The 23791-nt window shown below is 54.1% G+C and carries 19 protein-coding genes, 1 rRNA gene and 1 pseudogene; 13 read left to right on the forward strand and 8 right to left on the reverse strand.

The window, feature by feature from the left end; all coding sequences use genetic code 11:
• From yihS to ompL, 5 genes and pseudogenes are all read left to right on the forward strand, one after another.
• A pseudogene (yihS, locus tag DD606_RS19175) lies at window positions 1-380 on the forward strand (sulfoquinovose isomerase); the annotation flags it as partial.
• A gap of 16 nt (window positions 381-396) precedes the next feature.
• A complete protein-coding gene (locus DD606_RS19180; protein ID WP_032608123.1) occupies window positions 397-2421 on the forward strand; it encodes an alpha-glucosidase in 2025 nt (674 codons plus the stop codon).
• A 45-nt stretch (window positions 2422-2466) separates the two neighbouring features.
• Window positions 2467-3849: an MFS transporter gene (locus tag DD606_RS19185; protein WP_003861932.1), complete on the forward strand. Its 1383-nt coding sequence runs from the start codon at window positions 2467-2469 to the stop codon at window positions 3847-3849.
• Between the two features lie 43 nt (window positions 3850-3892).
• Entirely contained in the window at window positions 3893-5317 is a 1425-nt protein-coding gene (locus DD606_RS19190) for an MFS transporter (protein ID WP_129258991.1), read from the forward strand.
• 74 nt (window positions 5318-5391) lie between these two features.
• Complete coding sequence (gene ompL, locus DD606_RS19195; RefSeq protein ID WP_003861929.1) at window positions 5392-6078, forward strand: porin OmpL; 687 nt, start codon at window positions 5392-5394, stop codon at window positions 6076-6078.
• 79 nt (window positions 6079-6157) lie between these two features.
• Here ompL and typA read toward each other — a convergent pair whose 3' ends face one another.
• Complete coding sequence (gene typA, locus DD606_RS19200; RefSeq protein ID WP_003861927.1) at window positions 6158-7981, reverse strand: ribosome-dependent GTPase TypA; 1824 nt, start codon at window positions 7979-7981, stop codon at window positions 6158-6160.
• A 377-nt stretch (window positions 7982-8358) separates the two neighbouring features.
• Here typA and glnA point away from each other — a divergent pair, with 377 nt between their 5' ends.
• The 4 genes from glnA (at window position 8359) to DD606_RS19220 (ending at window position 12630) form a co-directional block, all read left to right on the forward strand.
• Window positions 8359-9768, forward strand: a complete 1410-nt coding sequence (gene glnA, locus DD606_RS19205; RefSeq protein WP_003861925.1) for a glutamate--ammonia ligase — start codon at window positions 8359-8361, stop codon at window positions 9766-9768.
• Between the two features lie 167 nt (window positions 9769-9935).
• The gene (glnL, locus tag DD606_RS19210) at window positions 9936-10985 is read left to right on the forward strand and encodes a nitrogen regulation protein NR(II) (protein ID WP_003861923.1); all 1050 of its coding nucleotides are present in this window, start codon (window positions 9936-9938) and stop codon (window positions 10983-10985) included.
• Window positions 10986-10996: 11 nt separating this feature from the next.
• On the forward strand, window positions 10997-12409 hold the full coding sequence (glnG, locus tag DD606_RS19215; RefSeq protein WP_003861919.1) for a nitrogen regulation protein NR(I): 1413 nt from the start codon (window positions 10997-10999) through the stop codon (window positions 12407-12409).
• A gap of 110 nt (window positions 12410-12519) precedes the next feature.
• Window positions 12520-12630: a YshB family small membrane protein gene (locus DD606_RS19220; protein WP_017382667.1), complete on the forward strand. Its 111-nt coding sequence runs from the start codon at window positions 12520-12522 to the stop codon at window positions 12628-12630.
• Window positions 12631-12678: 48 nt separating this feature from the next.
• Here the strand turns inward: DD606_RS19220 and hemN are convergent, their stop codons facing one another.
• Together hemN and yihI are read right to left on the reverse strand one after the other, a co-directional pair.
• The gene (gene hemN, locus DD606_RS19225) at window positions 12679-14052 is read right to left on the reverse strand and encodes an oxygen-independent coproporphyrinogen III oxidase (protein WP_003861917.1); all 1374 of its coding nucleotides are present in this window, start codon (window positions 14050-14052) and stop codon (window positions 12679-12681) included.
• A gap of 188 nt (window positions 14053-14240) precedes the next feature.
• Window positions 14241-14756 carry a Der GTPase-activating protein YihI gene (gene yihI, locus DD606_RS19230; RefSeq protein WP_032608127.1) on the reverse strand — a complete coding sequence of 172 codons (516 nt, stop codon included), beginning with the start codon at window positions 14754-14756 and terminating at the stop codon, window positions 14241-14243.
• Window positions 14757-15335: 579 nt separating this feature from the next.
• Between yihI and yihA the strand changes: the two genes are divergently transcribed.
• Complete coding sequence (yihA, locus tag DD606_RS19240; RefSeq protein ID WP_003861913.1) at window positions 15336-15965, forward strand: ribosome biogenesis GTP-binding protein YihA/YsxC; 630 nt, start codon at window positions 15336-15338, stop codon at window positions 15963-15965.
• A 312-nt stretch (window positions 15966-16277) separates the two neighbouring features.
• Here the strand turns inward: yihA and polA are convergent, their stop codons facing one another.
• Complete coding sequence (polA, locus tag DD606_RS19245; protein WP_045895056.1) at window positions 16278-19070, reverse strand: DNA polymerase I; 2793 nt, start codon at window positions 19068-19070, stop codon at window positions 16278-16280.
• Between the two features lie 439 nt (window positions 19071-19509).
• On the opposite strand from polA, the gene DD606_RS19250 reads away from it, so the two are divergent.
• Window positions 19510-20418, forward strand: coding sequence for an acyltransferase (locus tag DD606_RS19250; protein ID WP_003861910.1), 909 nt, complete (start codon window positions 19510-19512; stop codon window positions 20416-20418).
• 22 nt (window positions 20419-20440) lie between these two features.
• Here the strand turns inward: DD606_RS19250 and dsbA are convergent, their stop codons facing one another.
• From dsbA to DD606_RS19265, 3 genes are all read right to left on the reverse strand, one after another.
• The gene (gene dsbA, locus DD606_RS19255) at window positions 20441-21064 is read right to left on the reverse strand and encodes a thiol:disulfide interchange protein DsbA (RefSeq protein WP_003861908.1); all 624 of its coding nucleotides are present in this window, start codon (window positions 21062-21064) and stop codon (window positions 20441-20443) included.
• Window positions 21065-21091: 27 nt separating this feature from the next.
• Entirely contained in the window at window positions 21092-22078 is a 987-nt protein-coding gene (locus DD606_RS19260; RefSeq protein ID WP_003861905.1) for a serine/threonine protein kinase, read from the reverse strand.
• Window positions 22079-22153: 75 nt separating this feature from the next.
• The gene (locus DD606_RS19265; protein ID WP_003861904.1) at window positions 22154-22423 is read right to left on the reverse strand and encodes a YihD family protein; all 270 of its coding nucleotides are present in this window, start codon (window positions 22421-22423) and stop codon (window positions 22154-22156) included.
• A 68-nt stretch (window positions 22424-22491) separates the two neighbouring features.
• Here DD606_RS19265 and mobA point away from each other — a divergent pair, with 68 nt between their 5' ends.
• Window positions 22492-23076: a molybdenum cofactor guanylyltransferase MobA gene (gene mobA / locus DD606_RS19270; RefSeq protein WP_032660836.1), complete on the forward strand. Its 585-nt coding sequence runs from the start codon at window positions 22492-22494 to the stop codon at window positions 23074-23076.
• Window positions 23073-23576, forward strand: coding sequence for a molybdopterin-guanine dinucleotide biosynthesis protein MobB (gene mobB / locus DD606_RS19275; protein WP_003861899.1), 504 nt, complete (start codon window positions 23073-23075; stop codon window positions 23574-23576). The genes mobA and mobB overlap by 4 nt, the downstream gene beginning before the upstream one ends.
• A gap of 94 nt (window positions 23577-23670) precedes the next feature.
• Here the strand turns inward: mobB and rrf are convergent.
• Window positions 23671-23786 (reverse strand): 5S ribosomal RNA (rrf, locus tag DD606_RS19280).
• Window positions 23787-23791 lie beyond the last annotated feature (5 nt).

Genomic DNA, 23791 nt, shown 5'->3' on the forward strand with positions numbered 1-23791 from the left:
ACGCCTGGGCACCCGACGGGGCGGACGGCTTTGTCTACTCCGTGGGCTGGGACGGCAAGCCAATCGTGCGCGAACGCGTGCGCTGGCCAATCGTCGAGGCGATGGGCACGGCCTATGCCCTCTATACCGTGACCGGCGAGGCGCAGTACGAAGCCTGGTATCAGAAATGGTGGGATTACTGCATCAAGTATCTGATGGATTACGAAAACGGATCCTGGTGGCAGGAGCTGGACACCAATAACGAAGTGACCACCAAAGTCTGGGACGGCAAGCAGGATATTTACCATCTGCTGCACTGCCTGGTGATCCCCCGCCTGCCGCTGGCACCGGGCTTAGCGCCTGCCGTCGCCGCCGGATTACTGGATAGCCAGGCCAAATAATTAAGACGGAGTTTTTATGCGTACCCTACACAATATTGACCTGAAAAATAACGAAAGTGGCTTCACCCTGCGCTGGCAGGACCGTCTGATTTTATCCCACACCGCGGATGCCCCTTGCCTGTGGATTGGCGCAGGTGAGGCGGATATCGAGATGTTTCGCGGCAACTTCAGCATCAAAGACAAGCTCAACGAAAAGATTGCCCTGACGAACGCGACCGTTACGCAGCAAAGCGCGGGCTGGGCAATCCGCTTTACCCGCGGCGATGCGGTAAGCGCCACGCTGCTGGTGGGCGTGGATGCGGAAGGCCGTCTGGAGCTGAAGCTGAAAAATGATGCTCCCGGCCATAACCGCATCTGGCTGCGGCTGGCGGCGCAGCCAGAAGATCATATTTACGGCTGCGGCGAGCAGTTCTCGTACTTCGATCTGCGCGGCAAGCCGTTCCCGCTGTGGACCAGCGAGCAGGGCGTGGGCCGCAACAAGCAGACCTATGTCACCTGGCAGGCCGACTGCAAAGAGAACGCAGGCGGTGACTACTACTGGACCTTCTTCCCGCAGCCCACCTTCGTGAGCACCCAGAAGTACTACTGCCACGTGGATAACAGCTGCTACATGAACTTTGACTTCAGCGCCCCTGACTTCCACGAGCTGGCGTTCTGGGAAGATAACGCCACGCTGCGCTTCGAATGTGCGGAAACGTACGTCGATCTGCTGGAAAAACTGACCGGCCTGCTGGGACGCCAGCCGGAGCTGCCGGACTGGGTGTACGACGGCGTGACGCTGGGCATCCAGGGCGGCACCGAGGTGTGCCAGCAGAAGCTCGACACCATGCGTAACGGCGGCGTAAAGGTGAACGGCATCTGGGCGCAGGACTGGTCCGGCATCCGCATGACCTCCTTCGGCAAACGCGTAATGTGGAACTGGAAGTGGAACAGCGCGCTCTATCCGCAGCTTGATACGCGGATTGCGCAGTGGAAAGAAGAAGGCGTGCAGTTCCTCTCCTATATCAACCCGTACGTCGCCAGCGATAAAGATCTCTGCGAAGAGGCCGCGAAACGCGGCTATCTGACCAAAAACGCCGACGGCAAGGACTACCACGTCGAGTTCGGCGAGTTCTACGCGGGCGTTATCGACCTGACCAACCCGGCAGCCTACGACTGGTACAAAGAGGTCATTAAAAAGAACCTGATCGAACTGGGCTGCGGCGGCTGGATGGCCGATTTCGGGGAATATCTGCCGACCGATACCTTCCTGCACAACGGCGTGAGCGCGGAGATCATGCATAACGCCTGGCCTGCCCTGTGGGCGAAATGTAACTACGAGGCGCTGGAAGAGACCGGCAAGCTCGGCGAGATCCTGTTCTTCATGCGCGCAGGCTACACCGGTAGCCAGAAGCACTCGGTGATGATGTGGGCGGGGGATCAGAACGTCGACTGGAGCCTGGACGACGGTCTGGCGTCCGTCATCCCTGCGGCGCTGTCGCTGGCGATGACCGGGCACGGCCTGCACCACAGCGACATTGGCGGCTATACGACGCTCTTCGAGATGAAGCGCAGCAAAGAGCTGCTGCTGCGCTGGTGCGACTTCAGCGCCTTTACGCCGATGATGCGTACCCATGAGGGCAACCGTCCAGGCGATAACTGGCAGTTCGACGGCGACGCGGAAACCATCGCGCACTTCGCGCGCATGACCACTGTCTTCACCACTCTGAAGCCGTACATCAAAGCCGCGGTCGCGCAGAACGCGAAAAGCGGCCTGCCGGTGATGCGTCCGCTTTTCCTGCACTACGAGGACGACGCGCGCGCCTACACGCTGAAATACCAGTATCTGTTTGGCCGCGATCTGCTGGTGGCGCCGGTCCATGAAGAGGGACGCCGCGACTGGTCGCTCTATCTGCCGCAGGACACCTGGGTCAATGCGTGGACCGGAGAAACCTGCCAGGGCGGTGACATCACCGTTGATGCCCCGCTCGGCAAACCGCCGGTCTTCTATCGCCAGCAAAGCGAATGGGCCGATCTGTTTAGCACCTTACGTCATATCTGATAAGGCTCGCCCGCGGGAAAACCTGCGGGCAGACGGAGAACAATAATGAGTCAACATACTTCTGATCCGGCAACCCTGCGCCTGCCGTTTAAAGAAAAACTCGCCTACGGGATGGGCGATCTCGGCTCTAACATCCTGCTTGATATCGGCACGCTGTATCTGCTGAAGTTCTACACCGACGTGCTGGGGCTGCCGGGCACCTACGGCGGGATTATCTTCCTGATTGCGAAGTTTTTTACCGCCTTCACCGATATGGGCACCGGGATCATGCTCGATTCCCGGCGCAAGATCGGCCCGAAAGGGAAATTCCGCCCGTTCGTGCTGTATGCAGCCTTCCCGGTAACGTTGCTGGCGATTGCCAACTTCGTCGGCACACCGTTTGAAATCACCGGTAAAACGGTGATGGCGACGGTGCTGTTCATGCTGTACGGCCTGTTCTTCAGCATGATGAACTGCTCTTACGGCGCGATGGTGCCCGCCATCACCAAAAACCCGGACGAGCGCGCCTCGCTGGCGGCCTGGCGCCAGGGCGGCGCCACGCTCGGCCTGCTGCTCTGTACGGTGGGCTTTGTCCCGGTGATGAACCTGATTGAGGGTAACGACCAGCTTGGCTACATCTTTGCCGCCACCCTCTTCTCGCTGTTCGGGCTGTTCTTTATGTGGTGGTGCTATAAGGGCGTTACCGAGCGTTACGTCGAGACGCAGCCTGCTAACCCGGCGCAGAAACCGGGGCTGTTGCAGTCGTTTCGCGCCATCGCCGGGAACCGTCCGCTGTTTATCCTGTGCATCGCTAACCTGTGCACGCTGGGCGCCTTTAACGTCAAACTCGCCATTCAGGTCTACTACACGCAGTACGTGCTGAACGACCCGATCCTGCTGTCGTATATGGGCTTCTTCAGCATGGGCTGTATTTTTATCGGCGTCTTTATGATGCCCGGCGCGGTGCGGCGCTTCGGCAAGAAAAAGGTCTACATCAGCGGGCTGATGATTTGGGTGGCGGGCGATCTGCTTAACTACTTCTTCGGCGGCGGCTCGGTGAGCTTTGTGGCGTTCTCCTGCCTGGCGTTCTTCGGTTCCGCGTTCGTGAACAGCCTGAACTGGGCGCTGGTGTCCGATACCGTGGAATACGGCGAGTGGCGCACCGGCGTGCGCTCCGAGGGAACGGTCTACACCGGCTTTACCTTCTTCAGGAAGGTCTCGCAGGCGCTGGCGGGCTTCTTCCCGGGGATCATGCTCACCCAGATCGGCTATGTGCCGAACGTGGTGCAGTCCGCCGGGACGGTTGAAGGGCTGCGGCAGCTGATATTTATCTACCCGAGCCTGCTGGCGGTCATCACCATCGTGGCGATGGGCTGCTTCTACAACCTCAACGAGAAAATGTATGTGCGCATAGTGGAAGAGATCGAACTGCGCAAACGTACGGCATAAATGACGTGATTGAGCGCCCTGCGGGGCGCTTTGAGGATCGACCATGACACATAATACTGATCCGTTAACCCTGAAATTGAGCCTGCGAGAGAAGTGCGCCTACGGGATGGGTGATTTTGGCTCGAACCTGATGCTGTGTATTGGCACGCTGTACCTGCTGAAGTTTTACACGGACGAGCTGGGCATGCCCGCGTTCTACGGCGGCATCATTTTTCTGGTCGCCAAGTTCTTTACCGCGTTCACCGACATGCTGACCGGGGTGCTGCTGGATTCCCGGCGTAACATTGGCCCGAGGGGGAAGTTCAGGCCATTCATACTTTACGCCTCCGTTCCGGTGGCGCTGGTCGCGACGGCGCAGTTTATGACCAACGACTTTAGCCTGACGGTGAAAACGGCCCTCGCCACCGTGCTCTTCATGATGTTTGGCCTCTGCTACAGCCTGATGAACTGCGCCTACGGTGCAATGGTTCCGGCCATCACCAAAAACCCGAACGAGCGCGCGCAGCTTGCGGCGTGGCGTCAAGGCGGCGCAACGGTAGGACTGTTGCTCTGCACCGTCGGCTTTATGCCGATTCAGGCGCTGTTCATCAGCCAGCCCTTACTCGGCTATCTGGTGGCCGCGCTGGTGTTCGTCACCGGGGGGCTGTTCTGCATGTGGTGGTGCTACAGCGGGGTGAAAGAGCGCTACGTGGAGCTCACACCCGATCACCATAAGCCCGGCATTCTGAAATCATTCTGCGCGATTTTCCGCAATCCGCCGCTGCTGGTGCTGTGCATCGCCAACCTCTGTACCCTCGCCGCGTTTAACATCAAGCTGGCGATTCAGGTCTATTACACCCAGTACGTGCTGAACGATCTGCACCTCCTGTCGTGGATGGGCTTTTTCAGCATGGGCTGCATTCTGATTGGCGTGTTTCTGGTGCCCGGCGCGGTGAAGCGCTTTGGCAAGAAGCCGGTCTATCTGGGCGGGCTGGCGCTGTGGGCGGTGGGCGACGTGCTGAATTTCTTCTGGGGGACCAGCTCCCTGCTGTTTGTGCTCTTTTCCTGCATGGCCTTCTTCGGCACGGCGTTTGTTAATAGCCTGAACTGGGCGCTGGTGCCGGATACCGTCGATTACGGCGAGTGGAAAACCGGCATTCGCGCCGAAGGGTCGGTGTATACCGGCTATACCTTCTCGCGCAAAATCTCCGCCGCGCTCGCCGGTTTCCTGCCCGGCATTATGCTGACCCAGATTGGCTACGTACCCCATGCCGTGCAGAGCGCGGGCACGCTGCTGGGTTTGCGTCAGCTTATTTTCCTCTGGCCGTGCGGCCTGGCAATCGTCGCCGCCGTGACCATGGGGCTATTTTATAAACTCAACGAAGCGCGCTTCGCCTTTATTATCGAGGAGATTGGAAAACGGAAGAAACAGACAGCAAATACCCCTGAGATAACCACCAACAATAAAGCGTCAGCAGTCACTTTATAACAATAAATCCGGCCACTATGTCCTTCCTGTTTATCAGGAGGGAGGCCTTTCTGTACCTGATACATGGACAAATTATGAAAAGAATCATCACCGTACTGATCGTGTCGTCTGTGTCCTGCCCGGTATTTGCCGGGGCCTACGTCGAAACGCGCGAAGCCTACAACACCGCCTCAGAGCTGCACGAAGTGATCCTGCGTGCGGGCTATAACTTCGATATGGGCGCGGGGCTGATGTTCACCAACGCTTATAACGTGGGGAAATGGGACGAACTGAAACACAGCTATAACGAAATCGAGGGGTGGTATCCGCTCTTCAAACCGACCGACAAACTGACCTTCCAGCCCGGCGGCTTAATTAATGACAGCAGCGCAGGATCAGGTGGCGCGGTTTATTTAGATACCAATTACAAATTTACGGACTGGTTTAATCTGACGTTCCGCTATCGCTATAACCATAACAATTACGATACGCCGGACTATAACGGGCAGATGGATAAGAACGACACGCATGAATTCGCCAACTACTGGAATTTCAAAGTGACGGATGCGTTTTTCTACACCTTTGAGCCGCACTTTTTCCAGCGGGTGAATGATTACCACAGCAAAAATGGCAAAGATCATCACTGGGAAATTACTAACAAGTTCAGCTATAAAATCGACAGAAACTGGCTGCCGTATCTTGAGCTACAGTGGCTGGACCGATGGAATGATTACAACCGGGAGCAGTACCGGATCCGTTTAGGGTTACGGTATTCGTTCTAATAAAAAAGCCGCTGATCGCTCAGCGGCTTTTTCGTTGCCGGGTGGCGCATGCGCTTACCCGGCCTACGGCATAACCGAATTAGTCTTCTTTCGCACCGCGCATTGCACGTTTACGATCGTTCTCAGTCAGGTGACGTTTACGGATACGAATTGACTGAGGCGTCACTTCGACCAGTTCGTCATCATCGATGAATTCCAGAGCCTGCTCCAGCGTCATCTTGATCGGTGGAACCAGAACCGTTGCTTCGTCAGTACCGGACGCACGCATGTTGGTCAGTTTCTTACCGGTCAGGCAGTTTACCGTCAGGTCGTTAGAACGGCTGTGAATACCGATGATCTGGCCTTCGTAAACTTCAGCACCGTGACCCAGGAACAGCTTACCGCGATCCTGCAAACCGAACAGCGCAAACGCAACCGCTTTACCCTGACCGTTGGAGATCAGCACGCCGTTGTTACGCTGGCCCACTTCGCCCGGACGAACGTCGTCGTAGTGGCTGAAGGTGGAGTACAGCAGACCGGTACCGGAAGTCATGGTCATGAACTCAGAACGGAAGCCGATCAGGCCACGGCTTGGGATCACGTAGTCGAGACGTACGCGGCCTTTGCCATCTGGATTCATGTTTTTCAGGTCGCCTTTACGCTCACCCAGTGCCTGCATCACAGAACCCTGGTGCTGCTCTTCAACGTCCAGCGTTACGTTTTCGAACGGCTCTTGTTTACGGCCATCGATTTCGCGGAAGATAACTTTCGGACGGGAAACCGCCATCTCGAAACCTTCACGACGCATGTTCTCAATCAGAACAGACAGGTGCAGCTCACCACGACCCGAAACGCGGAATGCATCAGCGTCTTCGGTTTCTTCAACGCGCAGCGCAACGTTGTGCACCAGCTCTTTGTTCAGGCGGTCAAGGATCTGACGAGAGGTAACGAACTTACCTTCTTTACCACAGAACGGAGAGGTGTTGACGTTGAAGAACATGGATACGGTTGGTTCATCAACGGACAGGGCTGGCAGCGCTTCGACGTTCTGCGGATCGCAGATGGTGTCGGAGATGTTCAGTTCACCCAGACCGGTGATAGCGATGATGTCGCCCGCTTCAGCGATGTCGCTCTCGATACGCTCAAGACCCAGGTGAGTCAGCACTTTACCGACTTTACCGTTACGGGTTTTCCCTTCGCTATCGATGATAGTGACCTGCTGGTTAGGCTTCACTTTACCGCGCTTGATACGACCAATGCCGATTACGCCAACATAGTTGTTGTAGTCGAGCTGAGAGATCTGCATTTGCAGGGTGCCTTCCAGGTCAACGTTTGGCGCAGGAACGCGGTCAACAATCGTCTGGTACAGCGGAGTCATGTCTTCCGCCATGTCTTCGTGATCCAGACCGGCGATACCGTTCAGCGCAGACGCATAAACGATAGGGAAGTCCAGCTGTTCGTCGGTCGCGTCGAGGTTAACGAACAGGTCGAAGACCTGGTCAACAACCCAGTCAGGACGCGCGCCAGGACGGTCAACCTTGTTGATCACAACGATAGGTTTCAGGCCGTGGGCAAATGCTTTTTTGGTCACGAAGCGCGTTTGCGGCATAGGGCCATCAAATGCGTCAACCACCAGCAGCACGGAATCCACCATGGACATCACGCGCTCAACTTCACCACCGAAGTCGGCGTGCCCTGGGGTATCAACGATGTTGATACGGTAGTCATTCCATTTGATAGCGGTGTTTTTGGCGAGGATGGTAATCCCACGCTCTTTCTCCAAATCGTTGGAGTCCATCACACGCTCTTGAGTTTCGGCACGAGCATCAAACGTACCGGACTGCTGTAGCAGCTTATCAACCAGGGTAGTTTTACCATGGTCGACGTGCGCGATGATGGCGATATTACGCAATTTTTCGATCACAACTTTGCCTCAGGCATTTAGAAATAGCGCGTTATTGTACACGGATTAATCGCACTACAAAACAGGATCACAAACATCCCCCGCAAACAAGTATTGCAGAGATGCTTTGTGATCGCTTTCACGGAGCGGTAAAAGGGCACTTTAACGTAAATTGCACCAATATGGTGCTCGATGTTCACACAGAAGCACTATAATGGTGCAACAAATCCAATGTGGTGCAGCCCTTCTGCACTATGGTGCGCATGATAACGCCTTTTTGGGGTGTTTTAAAAGTTGGCACAGATTTCGCTTTACAGAAATACAGTAAAAATATGGCAGCCCAGCCGATTTGAAGACCTCGTTACCACGACGACAATGACCAATCTGGAGAGTTAAGTATGTCCGCTGAACACGTTTTGACGATGCTGAACGAACATGAAGTGAAGTTTGTTGATCTGCGCTTCACCGATACCAAAGGTAAAGAACAGCACGTCACGATCCCTGCTCATCAGGTGAACGCCGAATTCTTTGAAGAAGGCAAAATGTTTGACGGCTCCTCCATTGGCGGCTGGAAAGGCATTAACGAATCCGACATGGTTCTGATGCCAGATGCAACCACTGCGCTCATTGACCCGTTCTACGAAGAACCTACGCTGATCATCCGCTGCGATATTCTGGAACCTGGCACGCTGCAAGGCTATGACCGTGACCCACGCTCCATCGCAAAACGCGCTGAAGAGTACCTGCGCTCTACCGGCATCGCAGACACCGTTCTGTTCGGGCCAGAGCCAGAGTTCTTCCTGTTCGACGACATCCGTTTTGGTGCTTCCATTTCTGGCTCCCACGTCGCTATCGATGACATCGAAGGCGCATGGAACTCTTCCACCAAGTACGAAGGTGGTAACAAAGGTCACCGTCCGGGCGTGAAAGGCGGTTACTTCCCGGTTCCTCCGGTCGATTCTTCACAGGACATCCGTTCTACCATGTGTCTGATCATGGAAGAGATGGGCCTGGTTGTTGAAGCGCACCACCACGAAGTGGCAACGGCTGGCCAGAACGAGATCGCTACCCGCTTCAACACCATGACCAAAAAAGCGGATGAGATTCAGATCTACAAATACGTTGTACACAACGTTGCGCACCGTTTCGGTAAAACCGCGACCTTCATGCCAAAACCAATGTTTGGCGACAACGGTTCCGGCATGCACTGCCACATGTCCCTGTCCAAGAACGGCACCAACCTGTTCTCTGGTGACAAGTATGCGGGTCTGTCTGAGCAGGCGCTGCACTACATCGGCGGTGTTATCAAACACGCTAAAGCGATCAACGCCCTGGCGAACCCGACCACGAACTCCTACAAGCGTCTGGTTCCAGGCTACGAAGCACCCGTGATGCTGGCGTACTCTGCCCGTAACCGTTCTGCTTCTATCCGTATCCCGGTGGTTGCGTCTCCGAAAGCGCGTCGTATCGAAGTGCGCTTCCCGGACCCGGCGGCTAACCCATACCTGTGCTTCGCAGCACTGCTGATGGCCGGTCTGGACGGTATCAAGAACAAGATCCACCCGGGCGAAGCCATGGACAAAAACCTGTACGACCTGCCGCCAGAAGAAGCGAAAGAGATCCCACAGGTTGCCGGCTCTCTGGAAGAAGCCCTGCAAGCGCTGGACGCAGACCGCGAGTTCCTGACCGCTGGCGGTGTGTTCACCGATGAAGCTATCGACGCTTACATCGCGCTGCGTACCGAAGAAAACGACCGCGTTCGCATGACGCCGCACCCGGTTGAGTTTGAACTGTACTACAGCGTTTAATTGTTTTGTTTTACCCGGCGCATACGCGTCGGGAGTAGTTGCCGTGGAAACTTTAGCCCATCTTCGGATGGGCTTTTTTCTCCACCAACAACCTGATCTCACGCGCTTTTAACCTCTAAAACGCTATACTGCACTAAAATAGTGCAACGACTCCAGGAGACTGCTGAATGGCAACTGGCACGCTGCCCGATGCTGGGCAGATCCTCAATTCTTTGATTAACAGTATTTTGCTGGTCGACGACGAGCTGGCGGTGCATTACGCCAACCCGGCGGCGCAACAGCTGCTCGCCCAAAGCGCCAGAAAACTGTTTGGCACGCCGCTGCCGGAACTGCTGAGCTATTTCTCGCTGAATATTGGTCTGATGCAGGAGAGTTTGCAGGCGGGTCAGGGCTTCACCGATAACGAAGTGACGCTGGTGATTGACGGACGCTCGCATATTTTGTCCCTCACCGCACAGCGCCTGCCAGATGGCATGATTCTGCTGGAAATGGCGCCGATGGATAACCAACGTCGTCTCAGCCAGGAGCAGCTTCAGCATGCGCAGCAGATTGCGGCGCGCGACCTGGTGCGCGGGCTGGCCCATGAGATCAAAAACCCGCTGGGCGGCTTACGCGGTGCGGCACAGCTTTTGACCAAAGCGCTGCCTGACCCTGCCCTGGCGGAGTATACCAACGTCATTATTGAGCAGGCGGACCGTCTGCGTAATCTGGTCGATCGCCTGCTCGGGCCACAGCAGCCGGGGATGCATGTTTCAGAAAGCATTCACAAGGTCGCGGAGCGGGTGGTGAAACTCGTCTCTATGGAGCTGCCGGATAACGTCACGCTGGTGCGTGATTACGACCCAAGCCTGCCGGAGCTGGCGCACGATCCGGACCAGATTGAACAGGTGCTGTTGAACATTGTGCGTAACGCGTTGCAGGCGCTGGGCCCGGAGGGTGGCGAAATTATTCTGCGTACCCGCACCGCGTTCCAGCTGACGCTGCACGGCGTGCGTTATCGTCTGGCGGCACGTATTGATGTGGAAGATAACGGGCCGGGGATCCCGCCGCATCTCCAGGACACTCTGTTCTACCCGATGGTCAGCGGTCGCGAAGGCGGCACCGGGCTGGGGTTATCCATAGCCCGAAATTTGATTGACCAACACTCCGGCAAAATTGAATTTACCAGTTGGCCGGGACATACCGAGTTTTCGGTTTTCCTGCCGATTAAAAAATAAAGGTGACGTTTATGCAACGAGGGATAGTCTGGGTAGTCGATGACGATAGCTCCATCCGTTGGGTGCTTGAACGCGCACTCACAGGAGCGGGATTAAGCTGCACGACGTTTGAGAGCGGCAGCGAGGTGCTCGACGCACTCACCACCAAAACGCCGGACGTTCTGCTCTCGGATATTCGCATGCCGGGCATGGACGGACTGGCGCTCTTAAAGCAGATCAAACAGCGCCACCCCATGCTTCCGGTCATCATAATGACCGCCCACTCCGACCTGGATGCCGCCGTTAGCGCCTACCAGCAGGGGGCGTTTGATTATCTGCCAAAACCGTTTGATATCGACGAAGCCGTTGCCCTGGTCGAACGCGCCATCAGCCACTATCAGGAGCAACAGCAGCCCCGCCACGCGCCGGATTTCGGGCCTACGACGGACATCATCGGTGAGGCGCCGGCCATGCAGGACGTGTTTCGCATCATCGGGCGTCTGTCGCGCTCGTCTATCAGCGTCTTGATTAACGGTGAATCAGGGACCGGTAAAGAGCTGGTTGCACACGCCCTGCATCGCCACAGCCCGCGGGCGAAAGCCCCCTTTATCGCCCTGAACATGGCAGCGATCCCTAAGGATTTAATTGAATCTGAGCTGTTCGGCCACGAAAAAGGGGCGTTTACCGGAGCCAATACCATTCGTCAGGGACGCTTTGAACAGGCTGACGGCGGCACGCTTTTCCTGGATGAAATCGGCGATATGCCGCTGGATGTTCAGACCCGACTGCTGCGCGTGCTGGCAGATGGCCAGTTTTACCGCGTGGGCGGGTATGCGCCGGTGAAGGTGGACGTGCGCATTATTGCCGCGACGCACCAGAACCTGGAGCTGCGCGTGCAGGAGGGGAAATTCCGTGAGGATTTATTCCATCGTCTGAACGTGATCCGTGTCCACCTGCCGCCGCTGCGCGAGCGTCGGGAAGATATCCCGCGTCTGGCGCGCCATTTCCTGCAAGTGGCGGCCCGTGAGCTGGGCGTGGAAGCCAAGCAGCTTCATCCGGAAACGGATGCCGCCCTCACCCGTCTGGCATGGCCTGGCAACGTGCGTCAGCTGGAAAACACCTGTCGCTGGCTGACCGTGATGGCCGCCGGACAGGAAGTGTTGATTCAGGATCTCCCCGCCGAGCTGTTTGAAGCCACCGTGCCCGAAAGCACCGCCGGACATGCGCTGCCGGACAGCTGGGCGACGCTGCTGGCGCAGTGGGCAGATCGCGCGCTGCGTTCCGGTCATCAAAATCTGCTCTCCGAAGCGCAGCCGGAGATGGAGCGCACGCTGTTAACTACCGCGCTTCGTCATACCCAGGGCCACAAACAGGAAGCGGCTCGCCTGTTGGGATGGGGTCGAAACACCCTGACGCGCAAGCTGAAAGAGCTGGGAATGGAGTGATCTTACTCCGCTGTGTAAAGGTTACTAAGTGAGCGCAAAGTGCCGTTATTTTGCGCTTTACTGTTCCGATGAGTTTTGTATGATCGTGCCCGGAAACAGGGGGGAGCATCATGCTGGAATCATTAGTGACTTTGCTTTCGAGCGGAGCAGCAGAAAGCCACACGCCACAAACTGCCGTTGCGGCGGTGCTGTGTGCGGCGCTGGTTGGGCTGTTTAGCTAACGAGCTGATGAAAAGCCGGGTGGCGCTTCGCTTACCCGGCTTTTCAACTTAAATCACCCGCGAGAACTGCTGTAAACGCGCCTTCTGACGCAGATAGGCATCGAAGCACATGCAGATATTACGAATCAACAGACGTCCTTTCGGCGTGACGACCACCGCGCTTTCCGACACATCCACCAGCCCGTCCTTCGCCAGCGGCGCAAGGAGTTTCAGGTCTTCGGCAAAGTAATCGCTGAATTGCAGATCCCATTGCGACTCCACCTCGCGGAATTCGAGACGGAAGTTGCAGATAAGCGCCTTAATCACATCACGACGGATGCAGTCGTCACGCGTTAACGCAATGCCGCGCCACAATGCGTTACCCGTTTCATCAACCTGCTGGTAGTACAGCTTCAGCTCTTTCTGGTTCTGAGCGTAGCAGTCGCCAATCATGCTAATGGCGGAGACGCCCATTCCGAGCAGATCGGTATCGCCCTGGGTGGTGTAACCCTGGAAGTTACGGTGGAGAACACCTTCGCGCTGGGCAATTGCCAGTTCGTCGTCAGGGCGGGCAAAGTGATCCATCCCGATAAACTGATAGCCGGTTTCGGTCAGCGAGGCGATGGTCTCCTGCAAAATGTCTAGCTTCTGCTGGGCGGAAGGCAGATCCGCATCTTTGATTTTGCGCTGAGCGGCGAACAGCGTCGGCAGGTGCGCGTAATTAAAGACGCTCAGACGGTCCGGGTTAAGCTCAGCCACGCGTTTAAGCGTGTAGGCGAAGCTCTCCGGCGTCTGCTTCGGCAGGCCGTAAATCAGGTCTATATTCGTTGAGGTAAAGCCGATTTCACGCGCATGGTTGAGTAAGGAAAAGATAAACGCTTCGTCCTGCTCGCGGTTTACCAGGCGCTGTACTTCTTTATTGAAGTCCTGTACGCCCATACTCAGGCGGTTGAAGCCTTCAGCGCGTAAATGATCCAGCACATCCAGCTCGATTTCACGTGGATCGACCTCGATCGAAATTTCGGCGTCGTCGTTAAAACTGAAATTGTCGCGCAGCAGCGCCATCAGGCGGCTGATCTGCGCTTTATTCAGATAGGTTGGCGTACCACCGCCCCAGTGAAGCTGGCTAACGTGACGCCCTTTAAACAGCGGTGCGCGGTGCAGAATTTCCTGTTCGAGCGCATCGAGGTATTGATCGGCTTTGTGCTGCTGGCGGGTAACGATTTTATTGCAGCCGCAGAAGTAGCAGAGCTTATGGCAGAATGGAATATGGACGTAGAGCGACAGCGGGCGCTCGGGATAGCGCGCCACAGCATGCTGAAAATCCGCCTCGCCGAAAGCGTCAGAAAACTCCAGCGCGGTGGGGTATGAGGTATAACGCGGCCCGGAATAGTTATATTTCTGGATCAGGGCAAAATCCCAGTCGATAGATGGTACAGACATGCTCACTCCTTCCGTTGGTGTCGCGTTCGTATACGGCGGCCCGTTCTGGTCCCGTTGCGGGCCATCATTCGGGTGCGCAGCCACTTCTGTCGCCGCGACAACCGCCGTAGTTTAACGAATAACCACACCAGATAACATATAACCGGAAGGGTTATAAGCAGGACGAGTGTACCTGCCGGGTGCAAATGTTAGTTTCCACCCTTCAGAAGACGCATCATATCTTCCTGCTTTTCGTCTTCCTCTTCGTCTTCTTCATCATCGTAGGACAGACCCAGCTTCTGCATCAGCTCGTCGATGCGATCCAGTTTGGCATCCACCCATGACTGCTCTTCGGCGGTCAAGGTTTCACCCTCTTCAAGACGTTCCAGCAGCGCGTCCAGGCGCTCATCGTTCTCCAGCAAATCCAGCTCAGCCTGCGGTGAAAGCATAGGTTTCTCGCTCTTTGGTTTGTGCTGCTTAGTGACCGGGGTGTCTGTCACGCCCAGTGGAATGGGAGTTTTACTGCCGATACGAGGATCTTTCTGCTGCTTGCTTTTTGCAGAAGCGCCTGCGGCACCGCCACCGTTAGCACGGCTACCCGCAGCATGGCCACGATGTTTTTTATCGCGTTTGCGATCGCGCGCTTCCTGATTCAGTTCTTCGCGCGTTTTGCGGCGTGCTTTTGCAGGGCGTTTCGCGCCCGCAGCGGAGGTCGGTTTTTTCATGATGTTTTATCTTTAAGTCGTTTTCTTCAGTATAGAATTGCGGCGAAATCTAGCAGAAAGCAAGCAAAGAAAAAAGGCGACAGAGCAATCTGTCGCCTTTTTTCCTGACTCACAACCCTTAACGGGTCAGACATTCCCTGTTTGCCTGCAACAAACCCTGTTTATCCCTTGGCTACTACCGTCCGTGATACGGTTCCGTTTCCTGTTAAAAACGCCTCCAGGCGCCGGTCATCCTGACAATCCTGAGTCTTCGCCTCCTGGCGCTCCTGACCCTTATCCTTAAGTCGTTATCCTGTTGGCATCCTCGCCGTAGCACACACTTTACCTTGTTCCTTTAAACTAACAAGCAACGAAAAGGTACAAAACCGGATTTTCAGATAATTACTCATTAATAACTCTTTGAATTTTAATATCTTGAGTTTTGTAGCGCCTGCGATTTCTCTTAAATTTCTCATACGCTTAAGGGCAAATCTCTTACATTTCGCAGGGCTTTCACTTACATGTCAATGACGAAGGGAAAAGCCTTTTGCCCGCATTCAGGTATAATCCCCGCAGATTACGATTTTTGGAGACGACCACGTGACTACCTGGAACTACCAACAGACGCATTTTGTCACCAGTGCGCCCGATATTCGCCACCTGCCCTCAGACACAGGGATTGAAGTGGCATTTGCTGGCCGCTCCAATGCGGGAAAATCCAGTGCCCTGAATACGCTGACCAATCAGAAAAACCTGGCGCGTACCTCAAAAACACCTGGCCGTACACAACTGATTAACCTGTTTGAAGTGGCTGAAGGCAAACGCCTGGTCGATTTACCGGGCTACGGTTACGCGCAGGTACCGGAAGAGATGAAGATCAAATGGCAGCGTGCGCTGGGTGAATACCTGGAAAAACGCATGTGTCTGAAAGGCCTGGTGGTGCTGATGGATATTCGTCATCCGCTGAAAGATCTCGACCAGCAGATGATTGACTGGGCGGTGGCAAGCGATATTGCGGTGCTGGTACTGCTGACAAAAGCGGATAAGCTGGCGAGCGGCGCGCGCAAGGCACAGGTGAATAAGGTTCGTGAAGCGGTGCTGGCATTCAACGGTGATGTACAGGTTGAACCGTTCTCCTCGCTGAAAAAGCAGGGCGTGGATAAACTGCGTCAGAAGCTCGACAGCTGGTTTAACGATCTGGAACCGGCGACAGAAGCGGAAGCAGAGTAATAACAGGCGCGGCGATGACCGCGCTTTTTTTCGCCTGAAACTTTCTTTGCCGCAATAAAAAACGCCCCAGTCATTACTGACTGGGGCGGCTAAAATATTCAGCCAAATCCGATTACGTGAAGTAAAAGGTCTGAAAGATAGAACATCTTACCTCTGTACCCTACGTCGTTAACTCTACTCTTTTTTTATCGCTGGACAAAGCACTTTTTGTAGTTTTTTTTCATTCTTTACATAGGGAATTCTAATGATCGTCACAAAACGCGCGTACTTATGTTGCTTACTTACATAAAACGCGCGTTATTCCGTTAGCCCTTAGTGAGCCTGATCCCAGTTTTCGCCGCTACCCACTTCCACCAGCAACGGAACGTCCAGCTTCATGCTGTTTTCCATCAGTTCATGGATCTTCTGAGAGACCGTCTCCAGATCGTCTTTATGAACTTCAAAGACCAGTTCATCATGTACCTGCATGATCATTTTCACGCGCGGCTTCTCTTTTTCCAACCAGGCATCGACGGCGATCATTGCACGTTTAATGATGTCCGCCGCAGTGCCCTGCATAGGGGCGTTAATCGCAGCACGTTCAGCACCCGCGCGGCGCGCGGCGTTGCTGGATTTGATGTCCGGAAGGTAGAGACGACGGCCATCCAGCGTTTCAACGTAGCCTTTCTCTTTCGCCTGCGCGCGGGTACGTTCCATATATTCCAGCACGCCCGGATACCGCTCGAAGTAGAGATCCATATACTTCTGCGACTCTTTACGCGGAATATTGAGCTGGCGTGAAAGACCAAAGGCACTCATGCCGTAAATCAGACCGAAGTTGATCGCTTTTGCGCTACGACGCTGCTCATTTGTCACGCTCTCCAGCGGCAGCCCAAACACTTCGGCAGCGGTTGCCCGGTGAATGTCCTTCCCTTCGGCAAAGGCCGTCAGCAGGCCTTTGTCGCGTGACAGGTGCGCCATAATACGCAGTTCGATTTGCGAGTAGTCCGCGGAGACAATCAGATAATCCTCTGGCGCAATGAAAGCCTGGCGAATACGGCGGCCCTCTTCATTACGCACCGGAATGTTCTGAAGGTTAGGATCGGTTGACGAAAGTCGCCCGGTCGCCGCCACAGCCTGGTGATAGGAGGTGTGCACGCGGCCCGTTTTCGGGTTAATCATCAACGGCAGTTTGTCGGTATAGGTCGATTTCAGCTTAGCCAGACCGCGGTATTGCAGAATAACTTTTGGCAGCGGATAGTCCAGCGCCAGCTCTTCCAGCACCTCTTCAGACGTTGAAGGAGCGCCGCCCGGGGTTTTCTTCAGCGGCTTGATGCCCTGTTTTTCAAACAGGATGGTTTGCAGCTGTTTCGGTGAAGACAGGTTAAATGCCTCGCCAGCAAGCTCATGCGCTTTCTGTTCAAGCTCGGTCAGGCGCTGCGCCAGCTCACCAGAGTGGTTATGCAGCACCGTTGGGTCGATTTTAACGCCATTGCGCTCAATGCGGGACAGCACAGGCACCAGCGGCATCTCAATGTTCCGGAACACATTCAGCGGCCCTTCGTGCTTCTGCAATTTCGGCCACATTTTGAGATGCAGCTGTAGCGTGACGTCAGCGTCTTCCGCGGCGTAGCGGCCTGCCTCTTCCAGCGCGATCTGGTTAAAGGTCAGCTGATTTTTACCCTTACCGGCAATTTCTTCAAAGGTGATGGTTTTGTGTTTCAGCCAACGATCGGATAAGGAATCCATATCATGGCGGCCCGCCACGCTGTCCAGAATGTAAGATTCAAGCATGGTGTCAAAAGCGATACCACGCAGCTCAATGCCGTAGTTTTGCAGAATACCGCGGTCATACTTCAGGTTTTGCCCGACCTTCAGCGCTTTCTCGTCTTCCAGAATCGGCTTCAGTAGTTCTAAGGCGCGCTCGCGGGAGATTTGCTCCGGCGCATCCAGATAGTCGTGAGCAACCGGAACATAGGCGGCAACACCCGGCTCCGTCGCGAATGACAGACCCACCATATTAGCCGTAATGTTATCAAGGCTGTCCGTTTCGGTATCGAAAGCAAATACTGGCGCTTTTTTTAGCTTTTCAATCCAGGCGACGAGCCGTGACTCTTCCAGGATGGTTTCATAGTTGTCGAAGGAGAGCGCTATCGCCTCTTCTTCTGCCTGCTCTACGGCATCGACAACGATGGTCTCTTTCGGCTTCGCCGCAGATTTAGCCCCTTTCGCCTGAAGCCATTTACCGGCTTCAACATCCGCGGTCCAGCGTTTAAATTCGTATTTTCTGAACAGACCAAGCAGTTCGTCGGCGGCGGGTTCCTGCACTTCCAGCTGCTCGCAGGTAAGCTCCAGCTCTACGTCAGTTTTGATGGTGGCCAACTGATAGGAGAGATAAGCCACCTCTTTGTTATCGGCGAGCTTTCCGGCCATGGTTTTTGCGCCACGGAAGGTAAGACCGGCAATTTTGTCGGACTCTGCATACAGCGTATCCAGCCCGCCCAGCCCTTGCAGCAGCGCCTGAGCTGTTTTTTCACCCACGCCCGGCACGCCAGGAATGTTATCCGAGGAATCGCCCATCAGGGCGAGGAAATCAATAATGAGCTCTGGCGGCACACCATATTTGGCGACCACTTCTTCCGGGCCAAGAATGGTGTTTGTCATGGTGTTGATCAGCGTAATCCCTGGCGTTACCAGCTGCGCCATGTCTTTATCACCGGTACTGATCAGAACCGGGCGGCCTGCTTTTTCCGCTTCGCGCGCCAGGGTACCAATAACGTCGTCAGCTTCAACGCCAGAGACCGCCAGCAGTGGCAGCCCCATCGCTTTCACCATAGCGTGCAGCGGTTCAATCTGCGCACGCAGATCGTCAGGCATAGGGGGACGGTGTGATTTGTAATGCTCAAATAATTCATCGCGGAAGGTTTTACCCTTCGCATCAAACACCACGGCCGCATGGGTTGGGTGGTATTGCAGAATCAGGCTGCGCAGCATATTCAGCACGCCGTACATTGCGCCGGTAGGTTCCCCTGCGCTGTTGGTCAGAGGAGGAAACGCATGATACGCCCGATACAGGTAAGAAGAGCCATCGACGAGTATAAGTGGGTTTTCTGGGATCTGAACCATAATGTCCGTGCCTGTTATGAATTTATGGGTAAAGGATGCCACAGAAGGATGAAAACATCAGGTTTTAGCGCTTTATACAGAAAAAGATTTTGCGATCGGGAAGATCGCTCGCAAAACAAAACTGTGGATAAGTTTGTGCATATTTTTAATACAGGTGAATAACAGCTTGATAAAAGTGATATTGAAAACTTATTTATCTATTTAAATCAAACAATTAATACAAGATCAATTAAGATCACACCTCACTGATGGTTATTTAGTCTATGTGGATATAAGGCTTAAGCACCTTGTCTATAGGGAAAAATTCGAGGCCTGCCAGGAAAAGCCGCGACCTCCTGGTGTGAAAGCGCCCTGGTCTGAGCGAATTTCTGATAAGATCGGCGCCCAGCACCGGATAGCCGGCTGCTCAATTACAGCTAACTATCTGAAAAAATTCATCATGTCGAGAATACTCGCTGCGATAACATTATTATTAAGCGTCATTTTAACTATTCTGGTTACTATCGCCTGTTCTGTGCCAATCATCGTTGCCGGAATAATTAAGCTCCTGTTGCCTGTCCCTCCGGTATGGCGCGCGGTGTCTGCTTTTTGTAATTTTATGATGTACTGCTGGTGTGAAGGCCTGGCGATCCTGCTGCATCTGAACCCCTGGCTGAAGTGGGACGTTCAGGGTCTGGAGAAGCTGAACAAAAAGAACTGGTATCTGCTGATCTGCAATCACCACAGCTGGGCCGACATTGTTGTATTGTGCGTACTGTTTCGCAAACACATTCCGATGAATAAATACTTTCTGAAACAGCAGCTGGCCTGGGTGCCTTTCATTGGTCTGGCCTGCTGGGCGCTGGATATGCCGTTTATGAAACGCTATTCACGCAGCTATTTGATTCGTCATCCGGAACGCCGCGGTAAGGACGTGGAAACCACGCGCCGTTCTTGCGAGAAGTTTCGCGCGCATCCCACCACCATTGTTAACTTCGTCGAAGGATCGCGCTTTACCGAAGAGAAGCGCCAGCAAACTCGCTCTCCTTATCAGAACCTGTTGCCGCCAAAGGCTGCGGGCATCGCAATGGCGCTCAACGTGCTGGGTGAGCAGTTCGATAAATTGTTGAACGTAACGCTCTGCTATCCGGAAAACGACAGGACGCCATTCTACGACATGCTCAGCGGCAGGCTGACGCGTATCGTTGTCCGCGTTGATCTGGTGCCCGTCAATACTGAACTGCACGGGGATTACGTCAACGATAAAAACTTCAAACGTCGTTTCCAGCTTTGGCTTAATACACTCTGGAAAGAGAAAGACGAGCAGATAGCGAAGATTAAATCTTCATACAAAAACGCCGGTCAGTGACCGGCGTTTTTCTTTATGGTTGTTACTTTTTCTCAACCAGGTATTTCACGGTATCAGCGTACTGTTGTACGAAGATATCCATGCTGGTCGTGTCCATACCACGCATATTCACCTGGTATTTGCCGTTAACATACATCGCCGGCACGCCCTGCAACTGGAAGTCAGCGGCAGCTTTTTCCTGCTGTGCCACGAGAGATTTCACCACAAAACTGTTCCAGGCAGCGTCGTAGTCTTCACCTTTCACACCGGCATCTACGAACACTTTACGGATATCTGCCGTAGTTTGTACGGTCTGGGTTTTCTGTACGGCTTCAAACATAGGCGCGGTGATCTTATCTTCCACACCCAGCGCAATCGCGACCGCCCATGCCTGAGTCAGATCTTTGCCCAGTGGGCCAAGGAACTCAACGTGGTATTTCGTCATTTTGGTGCCTTCCGGCAGCTTTTTCTTCACGTTGTCAGAAACATGAAGTACCTGCTCAAACTCGTAGCAGTGCGGGCAGTAGAAGGAGAAGAACTCCAGCACCTGAGGCTCGCCAGCAACAGGCTTGTCTAGCGTAATGTACTGCTTGCCGTCGGTAAACTGCGCAGCAGTTGCGCTAAATGCCAGAATCATACCAGCCAGCGCCAGCCAAATTTTTTTCATGATCAACTCTCTCCTGGGTGTGTCCAATTAATACATCGGCGTTAATTGCAAAGGGGGTTCCTGTAGAACCTTAACCTGCTCGGTAAATGTGGATATCTGGTTGCGCCAGTAATCCTCCCCGGTAAGCCAGGGGAAATTTCGGGGAAAAGCCGGGTCTTCCCAACGCCTGATTAACCACGCGAGATAATAAACAAATCGCATCGCACGTAAAGGCTCTATCAAGGCAATTTCGTCTGAATTAAAGGGGATAAATTCTTCATAAGCTTCAATTATGGTCTCAAGCTGCATGCGCTGCTCGGCTTTATCACCGTTGAGTAGCATCCATAGATCCTGCACCGCGGGTCCCATACGTGCGTCATCAAGATCGACAAATAGCGGCCCATCGCGCCAGAGAATATTTCCGGCGTGGCAGTCACCGTGCAGGCGCAGAGTAGTAATATCATCCCGCCAGCAGGCTTTTACAGCATCAATAAGCTTATCGGTCGCCGTGAGGAAATTATCCTTTAGTGCATTCGGGATCAGCGCCGATGTTTCGAATACCTGTCGCGGCTCAATAAGATATTCCTGAACACCAATCGTCGGACGGGCAACAAACGGTTTTTTACGTCCCGTCTGATGAATGCGCCCCAGATAGCGGGCAACCCATTCCATCTGATCGATATTATCTGCCTCAAACTGTCTTCCGCCCAGGCTCGGAAATACCGCGTAGTAAAAGCCCTGATGGGTCAGCAGCGTTTGGTTATTGAATTTAATCGGTGCCGCAACGGGAACATCATCATCCAGTAGATCGTGGGCAAACTGATGTTCTTCCTGAATTTGTTCTGCGGACCAGCGCTGTGGACGGTAAAACTTTACGACAAAGCGCTGGCGCTCTTCGTCCTGAAATTGGTAGACACGGTTTTCGTAGCTGTTTAAAGCTGTTAACCCGGAATCCACCCGAATACCCTGCTCGAACAGCGCATCCATAATGGTATCCGGGTGTAGTGTCTGGAAAGTAAAAGCCTGGTCGTTCATCCGATCATCCGGAAATTATACGAATGATTCAGGATATCATCTTGTGGCGATTTCGGTGGCTCCGCTTACAAGCTTTTACTCTTTAATTACGCCTCGGGCGCGCAGTAATGCGGTTTTAAAATCCTCTTCATAATCTTTCTGAATGCCCGGAATAACAGCATCTTTAGCCGAGTCACGCATTTTCAGGTGGTAGATCAGGATGTCGTCAGAAAGGTCCGCCAGTTCGCCATCAAAACCTGACTCTTTCGCCAGTTTCTGTAAAAATTGCATCAGATTCAGCTCTGGCTCTTTTTGCCAGGCCGGCTGGAGAAGTTCAATGACTTCATTAAGACGTTTACATTTCATGGTAGTGCTCCTTTCATTTAGAGAGACACGTTAGCAGGGTCAATCCCACAATAAAAGAGGCGATATTCGTGAATCAATGCCAGGAAATCATCGGGGTTGTTCTGGCCGGGGGCAGGGCAACGCGAATGGGTGGAAAGGATAAGGGACTTCAGCTCCTGAACAACACACCATTATGGCAGCATGTTGCTGATACGCTTGCAGATCAGGTGTCATCGATGGCGATCAGCGCTAACCGACATGTTGATATTTATCAGCGCAGCGGGTATCCGGTTTATCAGGATAACCTGATGGACTACCCCGGTCCGCTGGCGGGAATGCTTTCTGTTATGCAGCAGTCGTACGGAGAGTGGTTTCTCTTTTGTCCATGTGATACGCCCTTCATCCCGTCCTGTCTGGTTGAACGTCTGGTGCAGCGGCGCGGTGGTGCTCCCGTCGTCTGGGTACACGACGGTGAACGCGACCATCCAACGATCGCATTGATTAATCGCTCGTTAATATCCGCGCTGGAAGATTACCTGGCCGCAGGAGAGCGACGCGTCATGGTATTTATGCGCCAGTCCGGAGGGCATTCCGTTGATTTCAGCGACATGAAATCGGCGTTTGTGAATGTAAACACGACGGAAGATTTGCAGATGATGCAGGAGAGAAAATGATACCCGTATTAGCGATCTCAGCCTGGAGTGGCACCGGGAAAACTTCGCTGCTAAAAAAACTGATACCTGCACTTTGCGCCAAAGGCATTCGTCCCGGATTGATTAAGCATACGCACCATAACATGGATGTCGATAAACCGGGGAAAGATAGCTATGAGCTGCGTAAGGCTGGCGCTGCACAAACGATGGTGGCGAGTAACCAGCGCTGGGCGTTAATGACAGAAACACCGGATGAAGCACCGCTGGATCTCGCTTATCTTGTCAGCCGGATGGATCACTCCACGCTGGATTTGGTGCTGGTTGAGGGGTTTAAGCATGAGGCTGTTGCGAAGATCCTGCTATTCAGAAGCGATGCCGGACATGACGTAAGTGAGTTAACGCTGGATGAACATGTGATTGCCGTGGCCAGTGACGTTGCGTTGACGCTGAAAGTACCGGTTCTGGATTTGAATAATGTGGAGGGGATTGCAGCGTTTATTTCGGCGTGGTGTGCAGTCTGAAATCTGCCGGGTGACGGCTTCTTAAGGCCTGCCGTTTTTCAGCAAACAAACGCAAAAAGGCCATCCTTGCGGATGGCCTCTTCACTTGTTTGATGCCTGGCAGTTCCCTACTCTCACATGGGGAGACCCCACACTACCATCGGCGCTACGGCGTTTCACTTCTGAGTTCGGCATGGGGTCAGGTGGGACCACCGCGCTAAAGCCGCCAGGCAAAT

The organism is Enterobacter cloacae complex sp. GF14B (assembly GCF_004136805.1).
GTDB classification, from domain to species: Bacteria; Pseudomonadota; Gammaproteobacteria; order Enterobacterales; family Enterobacteriaceae; genus Enterobacter; species Enterobacter hormaechei_C.

Bases quoted from the DNA above. Each gene is read 5' to 3' on its own strand.
- mobB (WP_003861899.1), top strand. From the start codon at position 23,073: ATGATACCCGTATTAGCGATCTCAGCCTGGAGTGGCACCGGGAAAACT.
- DD606_RS19260 (WP_003861905.1), bottom strand. From the start codon at position 22,078: ATGAACGACCAGGCTTTTACTTTCCAGACACTACACCCGGATACCATT.
- hemN (WP_003861917.1), bottom strand. From the start codon at position 14,052: ATGTCTGTACCATCTATCGACTGGGATTTTGCCCTGATCCAGAAATAT.
- glnL (WP_003861923.1), top strand. From the start codon at position 9,936: ATGGCAACTGGCACGCTGCCCGATGCTGGGCAGATCCTCAATTCTTTG.
- DD606_RS19220 (WP_017382667.1), top strand. From the start codon at position 12,520: ATGCTGGAATCATTAGTGACTTTGCTTTCGAGCGGAGCAGCAGAAAGC.
- glnA (WP_003861925.1), top strand. From the start codon at position 8,359: ATGTCCGCTGAACACGTTTTGACGATGCTGAACGAACATGAAGTGAAG.
- ompL (WP_003861929.1), top strand. From the start codon at position 5,392: ATGAAAAGAATCATCACCGTACTGATCGTGTCGTCTGTGTCCTGCCCG.
- DD606_RS19250 (WP_003861910.1), top strand. From the start codon at position 19,510: ATGTCGAGAATACTCGCTGCGATAACATTATTATTAAGCGTCATTTTA.
- DD606_RS19180 (WP_032608123.1), top strand. From the start codon at position 397: ATGCGTACCCTACACAATATTGACCTGAAAAATAACGAAAGTGGCTTC.
- DD606_RS19185 (WP_003861932.1), top strand. From the start codon at position 2,467: ATGAGTCAACATACTTCTGATCCGGCAACCCTGCGCCTGCCGTTTAAA.
- dsbA (WP_003861908.1), bottom strand. From the start codon at position 21,064: ATGAAAAAAATTTGGCTGGCGCTGGCTGGTATGATTCTGGCATTTAGC.
- DD606_RS19190 (WP_129258991.1), top strand. From the start codon at position 3,893: ATGACACATAATACTGATCCGTTAACCCTGAAATTGAGCCTGCGAGAG.
- glnG (WP_003861919.1), top strand. From the start codon at position 10,997: ATGCAACGAGGGATAGTCTGGGTAGTCGATGACGATAGCTCCATCCGT.
- DD606_RS19265 (WP_003861904.1), bottom strand. From the start codon at position 22,423: ATGAAATGTAAACGTCTTAATGAAGTCATTGAACTTCTCCAGCCGGCC.
- yihI (WP_032608127.1), bottom strand. From the start codon at position 14,756: ATGAAAAAACCGACCTCCGCTGCGGGCGCGAAACGCCCTGCAAAAGCA.
- polA (WP_045895056.1), bottom strand. From the start codon at position 19,070: ATGGTTCAGATCCCAGAAAACCCACTTATACTCGTCGATGGCTCTTCT.